Genomic DNA, 15,291 nt, shown 5'->3' with positions numbered 1-15,291 from the left:
GCGATAGGGAACGGAGAGTGGCCGGTGACGGTTGTGACATTTTCGCTGTTCGGCTTTGCCACGCTGAGAAAGCGCCTTTGGGCATTTTCGCAGATGGGGCTGGCGAAGCCTGCGCTGCGCAAGATCCCTGACCTGCGGTTTTTCAAGCTTATGGGAACCGGTTCCGGCGCCGGTTTTTCGACGCGTCCGAATTTCAGCGTCTACACGCTGCTGGCCGAATGGCCGTCGATGGAGGTCGCGCGCGAACGCATCGCGTCGGCGGTTGGGCTCGAGGGTCACCGCCAGGTGGCTGACCGGATGGCGACACTCTATCTCGAGCCTGTCGCCAGCCGCGGCCGGTGGGATGGTCACCGGTTCGAGGTTGCGGCTGATGCCCGTGACCAGCAGCTTCCGCTGGTGGCGCTGACACGGGCCTCGATCCGGCCATCCAAGCTGTTTCGCTTCTGGTCCCGCGTGCCGGCAATCTCCGAGACCGTGGAACGGGAAGACATGCGGCGTTTCATGATCGGCACTGGCGAAATTCCCTGGCTGCACCAGGTAACCGTGTCGATGTGGCAATCGGCCGAGGCGATGGAACGGTTCTCAAGGGAAAGCGCCACCCATGGCGAGGCTGTCCGCCTCGCCTACCAGGAAAACTGGTTTTCGGAGTATTGCTTTACGCGATTCAACCTGCTGGCCACGCAAGGCGATTGGCAGGGCCTGACGGACATGTCAGGACTGGATCGTGATCTTTCGGGAAAGGCAGAAGACCGCACACGGTCCGGGGCCGGTGCCATGGCAGCACGATCGGCCGCAGCAGGATGAGACAGGAAAACAGAATGAACACGCATCCCATCATCATTCCCGCCATCGCCGGAGACGGTTCGCTCTATCCGGTGGAAAAGCTCAAGGCCCATGTCGACGGGCTGTTTCACCTGGCGATCTCGATCTTCGTGTTTGACGGCGAGCACCTGCTCATCCAGAAACGGGCTTCCTCGAAATATCATTGCGGCGGCCTGTGGGCGAACACCTGCTGTTCTCACCCTTACTGGGACGAGCCGATCGACCGCTGCGCGCGCCGGCGGTTGCGCGAAGAGCTGGGCTTCAATGTGCCGCTGTCGCGCAGGCGTGTGGTCGAGTATTCGGCCGATGTCGGCAATGGCCTGCACGAGCACGAGAAGGTCACCATGTATATCGGCAGCGCGGACCGCACATCGGTCGAGCTCCTGCCCGATCCGCTCGAGGTCGAAGAGACGCGCTGGATCAGCAAGGACGAGCTGCATGCGGAGATTGCCCGGCAGCCCGAGAACTTCACCCCCTGGTTCCGGATCTATGCCGAGCGCTATCCCGATCTTGTCTTCTGAGCTGTCGGCAGCCTTGACGGCCAACGCCATGACGGCAAGTCGTCACTCGCCTCGCTGAACCGGAGCAAAGGGCGCTGCCAACGCCTGTTTCTTTTCTCGGCCAGGCGCGCTCTGTCTCGACAGCCAAGCACTTGATTTCCCGATTCCAGAGCAACTCCGGCGACATCCGAACCGAAAGGGTATGCCCTGTCGTAGCGTTTTCGCCTGTTTGAGGATTCGAAGCCGGATCCCGCTTTCTCCTGATTCTTTTTCTCGGCTGAAAACAGAAGAACCGGAGATCTCGCGATCTCCGGTTCTCCTTTGCGCAAGCGCACGCTGAGGGAAAGCGCTGCCTGCTGCTGCAAGGCTCAATCGGCGGATGCCAGAGCCGTATCCTCCCCGATCGCACCGTTGAGCGGTTCGATCGACGTGGTGTTCGCCGGCGACATGGTGGTCGTCTCCCCCGGCTTGTAGGTGGTGTAGTCCGGCACATCGGTGTTGGTCTTCGTGCCCAGTGAATCGACGAACTCCCTGAGCATCGAGACACCGTAGAGGGGCTTTTGAACTCCGTTGTGGCAGGTGGCGCATGACACCTTGAGAACGTCACCCTCGGGCCCCTTGCGATTGTCCGGGAAGACAGGGGCCAGTCCGGTCATGTAGGTCTGGTTGATCTCACGCGCCATGCGGATGCCGTGCCAGGCCGTCACGCGCTGCGGCGGGCTCTGGTCCCAGTCGTTGAAGGCGCGGGAATTGTGGCAGGTCATGCAGTTGGCGCCGAGACTCTCGGACATGTGCATCATCAGGCCCCAGGTTTCCTCGGTCTCCTTGGTGGTGGCGGTATTCTCGCCATTGGGCAGAGCGGTGAGCGAGTGAACGCGGATCGGCTTGTCTTCGAGCAGATAGCTTTCGAGGGCATTGATCGGCAAGGACGTGTTGCCGGCCGTCTCGTTGACAATGTTCTGACCGCCGCTCCAGCCGAGGGCCGTTCCCTTTTCACCCGGCACGAGATTGCGTGACCAGACATTTGCCGGCACCGGCTGACCCTGGTGACAGGTGTAACAGGTGACGCCGGTCTCGGCGACATGAGCCTGCCAGTCCACGTTGACGGTCTGCGTCATCTGGATCATGCGGCGGGCGACGACCTTGGTGTAAACCTCGTCGGAGGCAAGGTTCTCCTCATTGTGACAATAGGCACAGCCCTGGACGGGCGACACCCACTCGGTGATCGAGGCCATGAACAGGTTGAACTCGTCGGTGGACAGATCCCCGAGCACCTGAACGTTTTCATAGAACTCGCCGGCACGGTCGCCTTCCGGGTCCGCCTCGTAGAGCGGTTCGGGCGCGACATTGGCGAGCCTGAGGGCTGCCTGATCCTCGCGGTCGAGCGTGTGGTACATGCCGGTTCCGCGATAGCCGATCTGATCGGTATCGACGGGCGGCAGGTCCCAGTCGGCGCCGAAGATGATGGCGGCCCCGACAAACACGCCGGCAGCGGCGGCAAACGGTATCCAGAGTTTCATGGTCTTAACCCCCTATGGCCGGATCGACGACGGTCGGCCACATGTCGGGCAATGGCGCGACGATGCCGTGCTTCATGCCCCATAGATACCAATTGTCGACAACGGTGCCTGTCAGCAGAATTCCTATTCCGCCAGTGATCGGCGTGAGCACGGCAAACCACCAGGCCCAGCGGTGAACCGATTCCATGGTGGCGTTGAAGCCCATGGTCCATCTCCAGAACAGCGCCGCGCGTTCGGATGCGGTGCCGCGATCGGTGATCTGCTCGAGTTCGCGCTCACCGCCGTAGCGGGTGACAGCCAGGATGGTCGCACCATGCATGGCAAACAACAGCACGGAGCCGTAGAGAAAGACGATCGAAAGGCAATGGAACGGGTTGTAGTAGAGATTGCCGTAGCGGATCGAGAAAGCCGCGGTCCAGTCAAGATGGGGGAAGATGCCGTAAGGCACGGCCTCGGCCCAGTTGCCCATCAGCAACGGCCGGAACAGCCCGAGCACCAGGAACAGCCAAATCGCCGCGCCGAAGGCCCAGAAGACGTGGGTGCCAAGACCGAGTGCCCGTGCCCGGACATAGATCCTCGCCCACCACAGCAAAACCGAGGCCAGCAGGAAGACGCTGGAAATGATGTACCAGCCCCCCTCGTTGAGCGGCGGCACGATCGACAGGCCATATTTCGCCGGCGGCGGCTCGAGCGCCAGCCAGAACAGCTGACGGATGAACTGGATCGGATCCCAGCCGACGGATGCCAGCATGTTGAACCCGACGATGACGAACCAGATGGTTCCGGCAATCAGCGACGCAGTGCCGAGAAACCCGAGATAGATCGGTCCGATCTGGGCATTGCCGAACCAGCCGGCAAGCCAATTGTAAAATGGTGTTCCGACGCGTTCGTCGTCACCCCGGGGCAGCGGAATACCGGCTTCGACGGGACCACGGACCTGGACTTGGGTAAAGATGTTTTGATATTGCATGATCAGATCCCTTTCAGCTCCAGATCGGCAGATCGAGCCACCAGTTCCACCATTGCGGCCAGCCCTTGTTCCAGAGCGGCCCGCTGATGACGATGCAGACCGCGCTCCAGAAGCCGGCGTTCAGCGCCAGCACCAGACCCAGGCGGTGGATGCCCAGGGTGCCGACGGAGTAGCCGATGATGTCGCGGAAGAAGGTGTCTTCGTATTCCGGTGTCTTGACCACGTCCTGCTTGTTGCGCAGCGTGCCGTCACCGCCCGGATTGGCGGCAGAGAGGATCAGACCCCCATGCAGCGACAGGGCCAGCGTGGTGGTGAAGAACAGCGACACCGCCAGCATGTGCGCCGGATTGTAGTGGAAGTGCAGATACTGGTATCCGACGTTGGACACCCAGTCGAGATGGCTGAAGATGCCGTAGGGGAAACCGTGCCCCCAGGCGCCGAGCAGCATCGGACGGATCACGACCAGCGTGACATAGGCGAAGATCGCCACACCGAAAGCGAAAGGCACGTGGTAGCCGATACCGAGCTTGCGGCAGATTTCCACTTCGCGCAAAGCCCAGGATACAAACGCCCCGATCGCGCAGATGGTGATGACTTGCCACAAGCCGCCCTCGGCCAGAGGTGCGAGCCCGAGCCCGTAGCTCAGATCCGGCGGTGCAATCGAAATCCGCCAGATGTTCCAGGTTGGTCCGAGCGCAGCCCCGTAGAGGATCAACGCGGTTCCAACGACGGCAAAAAACGCAGTCGTAAGGCCAAAGAAGCCCACATAAAATGGTCCGACCCAAAAATCGAACAGGTCACCGCCTATCAGGGTGCCACCGCGAACGCGGTATTTTCTTTCAAAACTCAGCAGCGCCATGGCTTGTCTCCAACCTTAGAGAGTGCGGGGTATTCGCGCAGTCCCGTTCCAGGTTTTACCCATTCCGGATTTCGACCGCGGGCGGGTGAGCTGGCTCATTGCCCCGCCCGCAGTCATGTTTGTCAGCGTTCAGCCGATCATCGTGGGGAGAAGCCCCAGGATGCCCGTCGACGGGTCGAGTGCGCCGGTTACCACCGGAGCGCCTTCGAGCCAGTTGAAGCGAGTCGTGCTGAGCAGGACGAGATGAATCATCACCGCCAGCGCGAAAAGGAAAACACCTTGGACGACCAGCGTTTTGCGCGGGTCGAAAAGCATCCAAATTCTCCACATTTCGCTTCTCCTTTACGCGAGCATTGGCAGGAGTGCGGTTACCGACTGACCGACGCCTTCAAGCGAGGCGTAGCCTTCCGGACCGGGGATCCACGGGCGCCAAAACCAGACGAGAAGATGTGCAACGACGGCTATTGCCACGAATGCAATCATCCCCTGGAGGTAGTACGAGTGGAACTCCTGTGCTTCGCCTTCGGTCATTCCCGAAAGCGAAACGGTGTTTGGACTGGACATTGAAGTACCTCCTAGTCACAAGCGCTGCGGTTCCCCGCAGCCGGGTCTGCCTCAGACCGCCCCAAGAGGCGTCTTCGGCGGGGTATTGCCGGATTTGGACACCGGCAAAGACGTTCGGGTCAGGCGAGAAACGCGTAACCCGCGGTGGCGTGGGCCGAGGCCCTCGCTTCCGCAAAAACAGAGCGGCCATGGCTGTCGAGCGGCTTGCCGCGCATCGCCGCGACGAGGCGGGACGCACCCGCCATGACGAAACAGATGACAAAGGCTATGGCGACCAGAAGCCGGTATTCGATCCGGTCAGCCCGTGACTGACCGCGGGCGGCCTGCCGTTCCCTGTGGTGCATTGTCATGCTCATCGCACTCTCCTTGTCTGCCGGAACCTTCCCGGCGTTCTATGCGGCCCGCCCGCGCCTGAGCGCCTGGCTTGCCAAATCCACGTCTTCCTGGTTGACGACTTCGCTGCCGCGGGAGCGGGCTTCCGCTTCCGAGGCATCGCGCAGCCGCTTGGCCGCGGAAATCCGGACCAGCACCGGTTCAAGACCGATGGCGTGATCGAGTTTTGCTTTTGCTTCCGGCGCCCAGGGAATTTCACCGCGCAGTTTTGCCGGTGTCGCCTCGACCTGGTCCATGTCGGTGGCCAGCGGCAGGATTGAAAACAGCGCGTCGAACAGCGCGTTGCACACTTCCTGGATCAGCCAGGACGCGCCCGAATAGCCCATCACCGGCGTGCCGGTGTGGCGTCGGATGATCGCGCCGGGGAACGAGACCGGAACGTAGATTGCACGCCCCCCCGCTTCGGCCAGATACATGCGCTCGTTGTAGGAGCCGAACATGACCAGCGGCGGCTTGTCCTTGATCATCTGGCGGATAGCCTGATTGTCTGTCTTCTTGCCGGCCACACGCTGCACCGAGAAGGTGCAGGGCATGCCCATTTCCTCCGTGAGAAAATTGCGGATGCCGCGCTCGTAAGTCTCGCCGGCGACAATGGCGTAGCTCGCGGTGGCGAAGAAATCCTGGGTGACCGAGCGCCACAGATCCCACATCGGCTTGAGCGTCGTGTGCTTTTCGCGCTCGATGAAAGGCTCGGGATCAAGGCCGAGCATCTCGCCAAGCGAGCGAAGGAAGGCAGTGGTCGAATGGATGCCGATCGGGGCCTGCAGATAGGGCCGGTCGAGCGCTTCGCAGAGCAGTCGGCCGAATTCGCGGTGCAGGCAGACATTGGCTTCAGCGTCGGCAAGCTTGCCGACATCGGCAAGATGGCTGCCAAGCGGGAAGGTCATGTTGACTTCAGCGCCGATGCCTTCGACCAGGCGGCGGATCTCGGCCAGATCGGAAGGCTGGTTGAAGGTGCCGTAGATCGCGCCGATGATGTTGACCTTGGGCTTCTCGCCTTCCTTGCGCGGCTTCACGTCACGCACCTTGCCCTTTTTCGGGCCGTATTCGGTCCACAGCCACTTGAGCGCGCGGTCGGCGGACTGCCACTGGTCCTCGTCGATGGTGCGCGGAAGGAACCGCTGGATGTTCATGCCCTCGGGCGTTACGCCGCCGCCGATCATCTCGGCAATCGAACCGGTGACGACAACGGCTGGAAGATCCGGATCGAGCACTGCGCGGGCGCGTTTCATCGCGGCTTCAGTGCCGTGCTGGCCGAGTTCTTCCTCGCCAAGCCCGGTGACCACGATGGGCAGTTCGTGCGGCGGCAGCGCGTCGGTGTAATGCAGCACCGAGGTGACCGGTAGATTTTCGCAGCCCACCGGACCGTCGATGATCACCTGCATGCCCTTGATCGCGGTGAAGACATAGACCGAGCCCCAATAGCCCCCTGCCCTGTCATGATCGATGATCAGCGTCATGTGCCCACTGCCTCCCCGGAATCGACCGCATTTTTCGATGCGGCGGCCTTGGCGGCGAATTTCTTGCGGAAGGCGGGACGGTCGACCGGGGTGTCTTCCCAGACGCCGGCATTGTCGCCCTGGCCGACGCCCTCGAAGAAGGCCTTCATGCGGTCGAAGCGCGGCTTGTTGGCAATCGCTGCATTGACCACGGCGGCAAGCGAACCGGCTCCTGCGGGGCCCATCAGCGGCCGAGCCGAGATCAGGTTGGTAAAGTAAAGAGCGGGCGTCGCCTGTTCCTTGGCCTTCTGCACGACAGGCGTCGTGCCAATGGCCAGATCCGGCTTGAACTCAGCCATGGCGGCGAGATCCTGCTCGAGCGAAGCGCGGTATTCGACATGAACGCCATGAGCTTCGAGCCAATCGGCGTCCAGCCTGGAAAATTCAGTCTTGGGACAGGCGGTGCCGACATATTTGAGATCCGCGCCGCTTTCGACCAGCAGCCTACCGACGATCAGCTCCGAGCCTTCATAGCCCGAGAGCGTGATCCGGCCCTTGATGCGGTTTTCCGAGAGAGCGCCGCGGATCGCGCCGCCAAAGGCGTTGCGGGCGGCGTCGATCCGGGCCTGGGAGACATTGCAGCTGTCGCCGATCGCCTGCAGCCAGGCGTCGGTGCCTTCAAAGCCAACCGGCGCGGAGCCGATGACCTTGCGCCCGGCGGCGCGGAAGGCGCGCACGGAGGCGGTGTAGAAGGGATGGATGGCAGCGACCGCGGCGCAATCAAGTGCTGCATAGAGCTCGCGCCACTCACGCACCGGAACAACCGGACCGGCGGCAAGGCCCATCGGCTCGAGCATGGCGGCAATCATCATCGGATCGGCGGGGAACATCTCGCCCAGAAGCGTGATCGAGGGACGTTCCTCGACACCCGCGCGCGGCGCCTGAACCGGACCGCTCTCGGCTTCCTCATGGGCGTAGGTCAGCATCGCCGAGGACAAGACATCCTTGGCTTCCGCATGGGTCGGCACACCGAAGCCCGGGACATCGATGCCGACAATGCGCACGCCGTTGATCTGTTTGGGCAGCATCTGCAGCGGGACACCCGAGGCGGTGGGCACACACAGACTTGTCACCACGATGGCATCATAGGCGTCCGGATCAGCCATCTCGTGGACGGCATCGCGGATGTCCTCGTAGAGCTTGCCGGTGACCAGCGATTCCGAGTTGAACGGCACATAGCCGACCGAGCGCTTGGCGCCATAGAAATGCGAGGTGAAGGTCAGCCCGTAAACGCAGCAGGCCGAGCCCGACAGAATGGTACCGACGCGGCGCATGCGCAGCCCGACACGGAGCGAGCCGAAGGCCGGGCACATGGATTGCGGCTGGTCATGCGGGCCCTTGGGATAGTCCGCCTCAAGCCGGTCCATCAGTTCGGACTTGCCCGAGGCCACGGCCTGGGCCTTCATCTTTTGAGCGCCCGATGCACACGACATGCCTTCCACCGGCATTTCCTCGGCCGTTGCGGGAGCGATATCGTCGCGAGCTGGGGAGAGATCTTCCATCATCATACCGTGTCGTAGACGACTTCGAGGGACGGACGCGCCAGGGCGGAGGCCGGGCACATGTCTTCCGGCAGCGCCGGGACAAGCACGTAGTCCCCGCCGGTGTCGGAGGCATCGAACAGGTTGATCAGGCCATCCTGGTCAAGCGGCTCGGGCAGTACCGGGGGAGCCAGGCCAAGATTGGTGGCCAGCGTCCGGAACAGCGGGCCCCAGCGATTGTCCGGGTGGCCGATGATCTGGTAGTTGGCGCTCTTCTTGCGGATGTCGTCGTCTTGCGGGATCGCGGCCAGAACCGGGATGCCGACCGCTTCGGCGAAAGCTGCCGCCTCGCCCGAGCCGTCATCCTTGTTGATGACCATGCCGGCGACGCCGACATTGCCGCCGAGCTTGCGGAAGTACTGAACCGCCGAGCAGACATTGTTGGCGACATAGAGCGACTGCAGATCGTTGGAGCCGACAACAACCACCTTCTGGCACATGTCGCGGGCGATCGGCAGGCCGAAGCCGCCGCAGACCACGTCGCCGAGGAAGTCGAGCAGCACATAGTCGAAGTCCCAGTCGTGGAAGCCGAGCTTTTCGAGTGTTTCAAAGCCGTGAATAATGCCGCGCCCACCGCAGCCGCGACCGACTTCCGGACCGCCGAGTTCCATGGCGAAGACGCCATCGCGCTTGAAGCAGACGTCCGAAATGGTGATCTCGGCACCAGCGGCCTTCATCTTCGAGGATGTCTCGATGATGGTCGGGCAGGCACGACCGCCGAACAGCAAGGACGTGGTGTCACTCTTCGGGTCGCAGCCGATCAGCAGCACCTTCTTGCCGAGCTGGGCCAGCATGCAGGACAGGTTTGCAAGCGTGAAGGATTTGCCGATGCCGCCCTTGCCATAGATTGCGATGATCTGCGTGTCTTTCTTGACCGGGCCGGTGTGCGGCTGATCAGGCTCGATCTCCGCCTCTTCGCGCAGGAGGTCATGAATCCGGTCCGTGGCGTTTCCGCCGAAGCCTTCGGTCATTGCAGTTCCCTCCAGTCGAGTATCATTTTCAAACAGTCCGGATCGCCAAAAGCGGTCCGGTAGGCAGCCTCGGCTTTGCCGGGGCTGGCGGTATGGGTGATCAGGTCGTCGAGCGAGAGCCGGCCGCTTGCCAGCAGAGAGAGCACGCCATGCACATCGGCGGGCCTGAACTCGGCTGCGATGCGGAACCGCGCTTCGCGCATGAAGGCCGGGGTGAAGCGGAAACTCATGGTCTCGGCGTAGAAGCCGGCCAAGGTGATTTCGCCACCGCGCTCAAGCACGGCAATGGCCTTGTCGAGAATGTCGGGATCGCCGCTTGCATCGAGCACGGAGGACCATTTGCGGCCTTCGCAGGCTTCCGCCGTGGTGACTTCGTATCCTCTCGCGCCCTGGCGGCGCGCGGGGCTGGTTTCCCAGACAACCGGTGCCGGATTGCCCATGGCGACAATCAGCCGGGCGGTCAGACGGCCAACAATGCCGTGACCGATGACCAGGTCCGGCGGCGCCATCCCCGGCAAGGTAAGGGCGTGGTACGCAGTAGCTGCGAGTGACAAAAGCGTTCCATCGCGGTCCAGGCCATCATCGATCGGGATCACGCGGTCAGCGGCGGCTACGAGCCGGGAGGCGGATGCGCCGAACAGGGCCGCGGCATCCTGATATCCGCGAGCACCAGGCACAAACACAAGTTGCCCCTCGAGTTCGGAAGAACAGTCGCGACCGGCGGAAATCACCCGTCCCACGGTTTCGTAGCCGGGGACAAGCGGATAGCCCATGCCGGGAAATTGAGGCATGCGGCCTTCGAATAGAAGCTTCTCGGTGCCGGCGCTGATGCCGCTCCAGATTGCCTCGACAATCACGTCGCCGGCACCAGGGTCAGCCACGTTCAGCGACTGAAGTCCGATGTGTTCCGGTTGTTCGAAGACGACTGCTGTTGTTTGCATCTTGATTGGTCGAGCCTGACTCAGGCAGGACACTCCTCCTGCATGTAATATTTATTTTACTCTTCAGTATGTCAACTTTTATTTACACTCAATGTGACAATTCTCATGGACGCGCGATCACCAGGGTCGCCATCAGGGCGGACCGGCACGGGCGGATATCGAAACCGGAGAAGCCTGCCGCGCGGGCGAGCCCGATGATCTCTTCGGGCGTGCGGCACCTGCCCGACCCCATGGCCAGGACGTAGACGCCAAAGTAGGAGGTCGAGAGCCGTTGCGCTTGCGATCCCTCGCCCGCCATCGGCTCGGCAATTACCAGGGTTTGTCCGGGCTCCATCGATGCGCGGATGTTGCGCAACAGCCTGAGAACAATCGTATCCTCGTGATCAAACAGCACCCGCACCAGGGTGACGCAGTCATGACCACGCGGCAGCGGATCATCGAGAAAACTGCCGCCATGGCAGTGCGGACACTGGCTCAGCGGCTGGGAAGCAAACCTGATGCGTGCCCGGTCGGCCACCGGGGGCAATTCGAACAGTGAAAGCTTGAGCCCGGGATGCCGCTCGGCCAGCGCCGCGACGAAGACGCCCTCGCCTCCGCCCACGTCAATCAGGCGCTTGTGGCGGCCGAAATCATAGGCCTCGAGAATTTCGCCCGCGAGCATCGACTGGCTGGCCGCCATCAGCTCCGAATAGGCAGCTGCATCACCAGGCTTGACCGATGATTCGCGGCCCGCACCGGCGTAAGACCACAAACGTCGCAGCTCCGTATCGGTGCGTGTGCCGTCAAACAGGCCGACCGGATCGGCCAGGTCGCGGTAGAGAAGCGCATGGTGACGGATCATGGCGCGAATGCCCGCATCGCTCTGGACGACGGCACCGTGATCGGCGAGCGTGACGTAACCATCGGCACCGAGCCGGACCAGCCGGATCGACTGCGCTGCCTGCAACAGGCGCTGGAGCCGGTCCTCGCCGAGGCCGGTTGTCTTGGCGAGATGCCTGATGGTGACCGGCCCGCCGGCGACGGCGTCGATAAGGCCGCTCTGCAACGCGGCAAACAGGATCTGGCTTCGCACGAAGCCGGTGACGATCGAGAACAGCTCTTCTTCACGGCCCCGGGAAAAGCCGCTCGACAGCGGCATGCGCTGAACAAACCTGCGGAACGCGGGCCGTGCCACCTGGCGCGCGCGCCATGCCTGCAGCCGCGAACGCCAGTCCGGCCGCGGGCCGAAATCGTCGCACGAACCGGAGACCGACACCTCGACCGGCACGGCCTCAGGCCGCCGCGGTTGCCAGGCTCTTGGGCACCAGGCGTTTTGATTCATCAAGGATCAATTGCTTGAGCATGCCCGATCCGGGGCAGTCGGGAATGGAGGCCGCGGCCTCCCCGACCAGATCCTGCAGACGATGTATCGCCCCTTCGAGCCCGAGCTCCCGGACCGCATTGGGGCGATCGTGGGCGGCATCCTGGCCACAGGGTTTTCCGATCTCATCGGCGTTGGCGGCGCAATCGCGCAGGTCGTCGGCGACCTGGAAGGCATCGCCGAGCGCTTCGCCCAGCCGGTACCAGTTCTGCGGATCGACACCGGCGGCGATGGCGCCGGCTGTCGTCGAGCCAATGAACAGGGAAGATGTCTTGGCACGGTGGTAGACCTTGAGGTCGATGCGGTCCTCGCTCTCCCAGGCCTGTCCGGCAATGATGCCGTGCGGCATGCCGACAGCACGGGAAACGACGCTGATCAGTGGCGCGATCCGGTCGGGTGTGGCCAGGCATTCGCGCGCCAGCGTCTCGAACGCAAGCACGATCAGCGCATCGCCTGCAAGCACCGCGGTGGTTTCACCGAAAGCCGAATGCAGGCTTGGCTTGCCGCGACGGATATCGGCATCGTCGAAACACGGCAGGTCGTCATGCACCAGAGATGCACAGTGCAGAAGTTCGATCGCGGTCGCCGCCGCGCTTGACGCCTGGGGGGCGCTATCGCCCGCGGCCAGCGCCACGGCGAGACACAGTCTCGGGCGGATCCGCGCGCCGCCGGGAAAGACGGCATATCTCAGCGCATCGCACATCAGCGAGGGATTGCCTCCCGCGGTGGCGTAGGTGACGGCCCGCTCGAGGTTGCGTTCTATGCGGCCTTGCAGATCCATCTGGCGTCTCCCTCCATCACCATCACGATTGTCACTTTTAAATGACGCTCATGTATGTCAATTTATCCTGACACAGTTGATTGAATTGTCAACGCACCGGTTGCCGATTTGGATAGGGACAACAAACGATGCGGCAAACGCACACTGTGATTGTGGTGGGCGCGGGCGCCGGCGGGCTTGCAAGCGCAATCTCGGCGGCGGCGGCGGGCTTCGACGTCACCGTGATTGAGAGAACCAGCGCGCCGGGCGGCAAGATGCGGCAACTGAGTGCCGGCGGACGGCCGGTCGATGCCGGGCCGACTGTGCTGACCATGCGCTGGGTCTTCGAACAGCTCTTCGCACTGGCCGGTGCGGATCTGGGTGCCCGGATCGGGCTCAAACGGGCCGAGCTGCTCGCCCGGCATGGCTGGCGCGACGGCGCCCGGCTCGACCTTTTTGCCAGCATCGAGGACAGCGCCCGCGCCATCGCGGATTTCTCGGATCGGGAAAATGCCGAAGGTTATCGCCGGTTTGCGGCCGACAGCGCCGCAATGTTTTCCACCTTGAAGCCGAGCTATATCGACGCGCAGAGACCCGGACCCTTGGCGTTGATGCAGCGGATTGGCCTCTTCAACCTGCGCGACCAGCTTGCTCTCAAGCCGCTGTCCTCAATGTGGTCGGCGCTCGGCTCCTATTTTCCAGATCCGCGATTGCAGCAACTTTTCGGGCGCTACGCCACCTATTGCGGCTCGTCGCCCTTCATGGCTCCGGCAACACTGATGCTGGTCGCCCATGTCGAACAGGATGGCATCTGGCTGGCCGATGGCGGCATGCACGCGGTGGCACGCGCGATGGAGCGCCTGGCCGCTGATATGGGCGTGCGCTTTCGTTACAACACCGAAGTGCAAGCCATCGATACCCGGGACGGCTGCGTGAAGGGTGTCACGCTCAAAGATGGTGAAACGCTTCCGACTGACAGCATCATCTTCAATGGCGACATTTCGGCACTCGCCGCATTGACCGGAGAAGCCGGAGGTACCGGTGTCGCGCGAACCCCGCCCGAGGCGCGGTCGCTTTCCGCCGTAACCTTTGCAATGACCGCCAGGACATCCGGCTTCCCCCTCGCCCACCACAATGTGTTCTTTTCCGATGATTACGCCGCGGAGTTCGAGGCGCTGATCGGCAAGCACACCATGCCCTTGATCCCGACCACTTACATCTGCGCGCAGGATCGCAGCCATGAGGGTGGGCTCGCGGCGGGTCACGATGGCGAGCGGATGCTGTTCATCCTCAACGCGCCGGCGGATGGCGACACGAAAACCTTCACCACCAAGGAGACCGGGGAATGCCTCGACCAAGCACTGGACCATCTGTCGGCCTGCGGACTGAGCGTGGATCGAACCTTAATGGAGGTCGTTCCAACCACACCGGACCAGTTTCACCGGCTGTTTCCCGCGACCGGGGGAGCCCTGTACGGGAGAGCCTCGCACGGCTGGATGGCCTCGTTCCAGAGGCCGGGAGCGCGGACGCGGATTCAGGGTCTGTATCTGGCAGGAGGCAGCGCCCATCCGGGTCCGGGCGTGCCGATGGCGACGCTTTCCGGCATGCTGGCGGCGGAGAGCCTGGCCGTGGACCGCGCTTCGATGCTGCCGTCCCGGCGGGCGGTTATCTCTGGTGGTATGTCGACGGCCTGAGCGATTGCGGCCGGTACGGGCTGTCGGTGATCGCCTTTGTCGGCTCGGTGTTCTCACCCTATTACCACTGGGCCGGGCGGCGAGATCCGGATGATCACGTCTGCATCAACGTCGCGCTCTACCGGCCAGACGGCAACCGCTGGAGCATGACCGAGCGCGGCCGCCGCCAGACGGAGCGTAATGCCACCTCCTTTCAGGTCGGACCGAGCGCTATCCGCCGGGAAGGAGCGGACATCATCATCGATTTCGACGAGGTTTCCGTACCGCGTCCGCCGGCTCAGTTCCTTCCCAGACGCATCAAGGGATCAATCCGGTTCTCGCCCGATGCCGTGACGTCGCAGGTTTTCAACATCGACCAGAACGGATCGCACAAATGGTGGCCGGTCTCGCCTACCGGGCGGATCACACTTGATATGGACGGGGGCACTGAGCAGTGGTCCGGCCATGGCTACATGGACAGCAACTGGGGCACCGAACCGCTCGAAGAGGGTTTCAGGATATGGGACTGGGCGCGCGGGCTGCTGCCCGGTGGCGATGCGGTGATCCTCTACGATTCGATCCGCAAGGATGGCGGCCGTGGCCTGATCGCGCTCCGGATCGGCCGCGACGGGACCATAAGCCCGTTCGAGATGCCGGACAAAACGCAGCTTTCAAAAGGCTTCTGGGGCGTGCCGCGTTCGGGTCATCACGATCCGGGCGCACAGGCGAAGGCGCGGATCGTGCGAACGCTGGAGGACGGGCCGTTCTACACCCGTTCGGTGATGGCCACCCGGCTCTTGGGCGCAGACATAGAGCTGATGCATGAAAGCCTGTCGGGCGACCGTTTCGCTTCGCCCATCGTCAAGGCGATGCTGCCGTTCCGGATGCCGCGCCGGGCCGGTTGATCAAATCATTCTG

The 15,291-nt window shown here is 62.9% G+C and carries 16 protein-coding genes; 4 read left to right on the top strand and 12 right to left on the bottom strand.

From position 1 onward, the window contains the following. Nucleotides 1–24 precede the first annotated feature (24 nt). Together GTW23_RS16130 and idi are read left to right on the top strand one after the other, a co-directional pair. Nucleotides 25–804 (top strand): spheroidene monooxygenase, encoded by a 780-nt coding sequence (locus GTW23_RS16130; RefSeq protein ID WP_252916505.1) that lies wholly within the window; start codon nucleotides 25–27, stop codon nucleotides 802–804. Nucleotides 805–818: 14 nt separating this feature from the next. After that, nucleotides 819–1,343, top strand: a complete 525-nt coding sequence (idi, locus tag GTW23_RS16125; protein ID WP_252916504.1) for an isopentenyl-diphosphate delta-isomerase — start codon at nucleotides 819–821, stop codon at nucleotides 1,341–1,343. A gap of 347 nt (nucleotides 1,344–1,690) precedes the next feature. On the opposite strand, the gene pufC is transcribed toward idi, so the two are convergent. The 12 genes from pufC to GTW23_RS16065 form a co-directional block, all read right to left on the bottom strand. After that, entirely contained in the window at nucleotides 1,691–2,842 is a 1,152-nt protein-coding gene (pufC, locus tag GTW23_RS16120) for a photosynthetic reaction center cytochrome PufC (protein ID WP_252916503.1), read from the bottom strand. Between the two features lie 4 nt (nucleotides 2,843–2,846). Further along, nucleotides 2,847–3,815: a photosynthetic reaction center subunit M gene (gene pufM / locus GTW23_RS16115; protein WP_252916959.1), complete on the bottom strand. Its 969-nt coding sequence runs from the start codon at nucleotides 3,813–3,815 to the stop codon at nucleotides 2,847–2,849. Between the two features lie 10 nt (nucleotides 3,816–3,825). Continuing rightward, entirely contained in the window at nucleotides 3,826–4,671 is an 846-nt protein-coding gene (gene pufL, locus GTW23_RS16110; RefSeq protein ID WP_152009529.1) for a photosynthetic reaction center subunit L, read from the bottom strand. A gap of 129 nt (nucleotides 4,672–4,800) precedes the next feature. Continuing rightward, a complete protein-coding gene (pufA, locus tag GTW23_RS16105) occupies nucleotides 4,801–5,001 on the bottom strand; it encodes a light-harvesting antenna LH1, alpha subunit (RefSeq protein ID WP_152009530.1) in 201 nt (66 codons plus the stop codon). A 12-nt stretch (nucleotides 5,002–5,013) separates the two neighbouring features. Beyond that, the gene (gene pufB, locus GTW23_RS16100) at nucleotides 5,014–5,235 is read right to left on the bottom strand and encodes a light-harvesting antenna LH1, beta subunit (RefSeq protein WP_152009531.1); all 222 of its coding nucleotides are present in this window, start codon (nucleotides 5,233–5,235) and stop codon (nucleotides 5,014–5,016) included. A 119-nt stretch (nucleotides 5,236–5,354) separates the two neighbouring features. Beyond that, nucleotides 5,355–5,591, bottom strand: a complete 237-nt coding sequence (locus GTW23_RS16095; RefSeq protein ID WP_152009532.1) for a hypothetical protein — start codon at nucleotides 5,589–5,591, stop codon at nucleotides 5,355–5,357. Nucleotides 5,592–5,627: 36 nt separating this feature from the next. Continuing rightward, nucleotides 5,628–7,088, bottom strand: a complete 1,461-nt coding sequence (gene bchZ, locus GTW23_RS16090) for a chlorophyllide a reductase subunit Z (protein WP_252916502.1) — start codon at nucleotides 7,086–7,088, stop codon at nucleotides 5,628–5,630. Next, nucleotides 7,085–8,575: a chlorophyllide a reductase subunit Y gene (gene bchY, locus GTW23_RS16085; RefSeq protein ID WP_252916957.1), complete on the bottom strand. Its 1,491-nt coding sequence runs from the start codon at nucleotides 8,573–8,575 to the stop codon at nucleotides 7,085–7,087. The genes bchZ and bchY overlap by 4 nt, the downstream gene beginning before the upstream one ends. A gap of 56 nt (nucleotides 8,576–8,631) precedes the next feature. Further along, nucleotides 8,632–9,639 carry a chlorophyllide a reductase iron protein subunit X gene (locus tag GTW23_RS16080; RefSeq protein WP_252916501.1) on the bottom strand — a complete coding sequence of 336 codons (1,008 nt, stop codon included), beginning with the start codon at nucleotides 9,637–9,639 and terminating at the stop codon, nucleotides 8,632–8,634. Continuing rightward, on the bottom strand, nucleotides 9,636–10,580 hold the full coding sequence (gene bchC / locus GTW23_RS16075; protein WP_252916500.1) for a chlorophyll synthesis pathway protein BchC: 945 nt from the start codon (nucleotides 10,578–10,580) through the stop codon (nucleotides 9,636–9,638). Before bchC ends, GTW23_RS16080 begins: the two co-directional genes overlap by 4 nt. Before the next feature lie 103 nt (nucleotides 10,581–10,683). Beyond that, a complete protein-coding gene (locus tag GTW23_RS16070) occupies nucleotides 10,684–11,847 on the bottom strand; it encodes an acetylserotonin O-methyltransferase (RefSeq protein ID WP_252916499.1) in 1,164 nt (387 codons plus the stop codon). 4 nt (nucleotides 11,848–11,851) lie between these two features. Continuing rightward, a complete protein-coding gene (locus tag GTW23_RS16065) occupies nucleotides 11,852–12,721 on the bottom strand; it encodes a polyprenyl synthetase family protein (RefSeq protein WP_252916498.1) in 870 nt (289 codons plus the stop codon). A gap of 128 nt (nucleotides 12,722–12,849) precedes the next feature. Between GTW23_RS16065 and crtD the strand changes: the two genes are divergently transcribed. Next, nucleotides 12,850–14,394 carry a 1-hydroxycarotenoid 3,4-desaturase CrtD gene (crtD, locus tag GTW23_RS16060; RefSeq protein WP_252916497.1) on the top strand — a complete coding sequence of 515 codons (1,545 nt, stop codon included), beginning with the start codon at nucleotides 12,850–12,852 and terminating at the stop codon, nucleotides 14,392–14,394. 26 nt (nucleotides 14,395–14,420) lie between these two features. Beyond that, nucleotides 14,421–15,278 carry a carotenoid 1,2-hydratase gene (locus tag GTW23_RS16055; protein WP_252916496.1) on the top strand — a complete coding sequence of 286 codons (858 nt, stop codon included), beginning with the start codon at nucleotides 14,421–14,423 and terminating at the stop codon, nucleotides 15,276–15,278. Nucleotides 15,279–15,291: the final 13 nt, after the last annotated feature.

The sequence above is a fragment of the Parahoeflea alexandrii genome (assembly GCF_024105735.1).
In the GTDB taxonomy this organism is placed as follows: Bacteria; Pseudomonadota; Alphaproteobacteria; order Rhizobiales; family Rhizobiaceae; genus Hoeflea; species Hoeflea alexandrii.
This window is presented reverse-complemented; position numbering and strand designations above follow the sequence as displayed.

What these genes read in the sequence shown, in the direction of transcription:
- idi (WP_252916504.1), top strand. Translation starts at nt 819, where the DNA reads ATGAACACGCATCCCATCATCATTCCCGCCATCGCCGGAGACGGTTCG.
- pufC (WP_252916503.1), bottom strand. Translation starts at nt 2,842, where the DNA reads ATGAAACTCTGGATACCGTTTGCCGCCGCTGCCGGCGTGTTTGTCGGG.
- pufL (WP_152009529.1), bottom strand. Translation starts at nt 4,671, where the DNA reads ATGGCGCTGCTGAGTTTTGAAAGAAAATACCGCGTTCGCGGTGGCACC.
- pufA (WP_152009530.1), bottom strand. Translation starts at nt 5,001, where the DNA reads ATGTGGAGAATTTGGATGCTTTTCGACCCGCGCAAAACGCTGGTCGTC.
- pufB (WP_152009531.1), bottom strand. Translation starts at nt 5,235, where the DNA reads ATGTCCAGTCCAAACACCGTTTCGCTTTCGGGAATGACCGAAGGCGAA.
- GTW23_RS16095 (WP_152009532.1), bottom strand. Translation starts at nt 5,591, where the DNA reads ATGAGCATGACAATGCACCACAGGGAACGGCAGGCCGCCCGCGGTCAG.
- bchZ (WP_252916502.1), bottom strand. Translation starts at nt 7,088, where the DNA reads ATGACGCTGATCATCGATCATGACAGGGCAGGGGGCTATTGGGGCTCG.
- bchY (WP_252916957.1), bottom strand. Translation starts at nt 8,575, where the DNA reads ATGCCGGTGGAAGGCATGTCGTGTGCATCGGGCGCTCAAAAGATGAAG.
- GTW23_RS16080 (WP_252916501.1), bottom strand. Translation starts at nt 9,639, where the DNA reads ATGACCGAAGGCTTCGGCGGAAACGCCACGGACCGGATTCATGACCTC.
- bchC (WP_252916500.1), bottom strand. Translation starts at nt 10,580, where the DNA reads ATGCAAACAACAGCAGTCGTCTTCGAACAACCGGAACACATCGGACTT.
- GTW23_RS16065 (WP_252916498.1), bottom strand. Translation starts at nt 12,721, where the DNA reads ATGGATCTGCAAGGCCGCATAGAACGCAACCTCGAGCGGGCCGTCACC.
- crtD (WP_252916497.1), top strand. Translation starts at nt 12,850, where the DNA reads ATGCGGCAAACGCACACTGTGATTGTGGTGGGCGCGGGCGCCGGCGGG.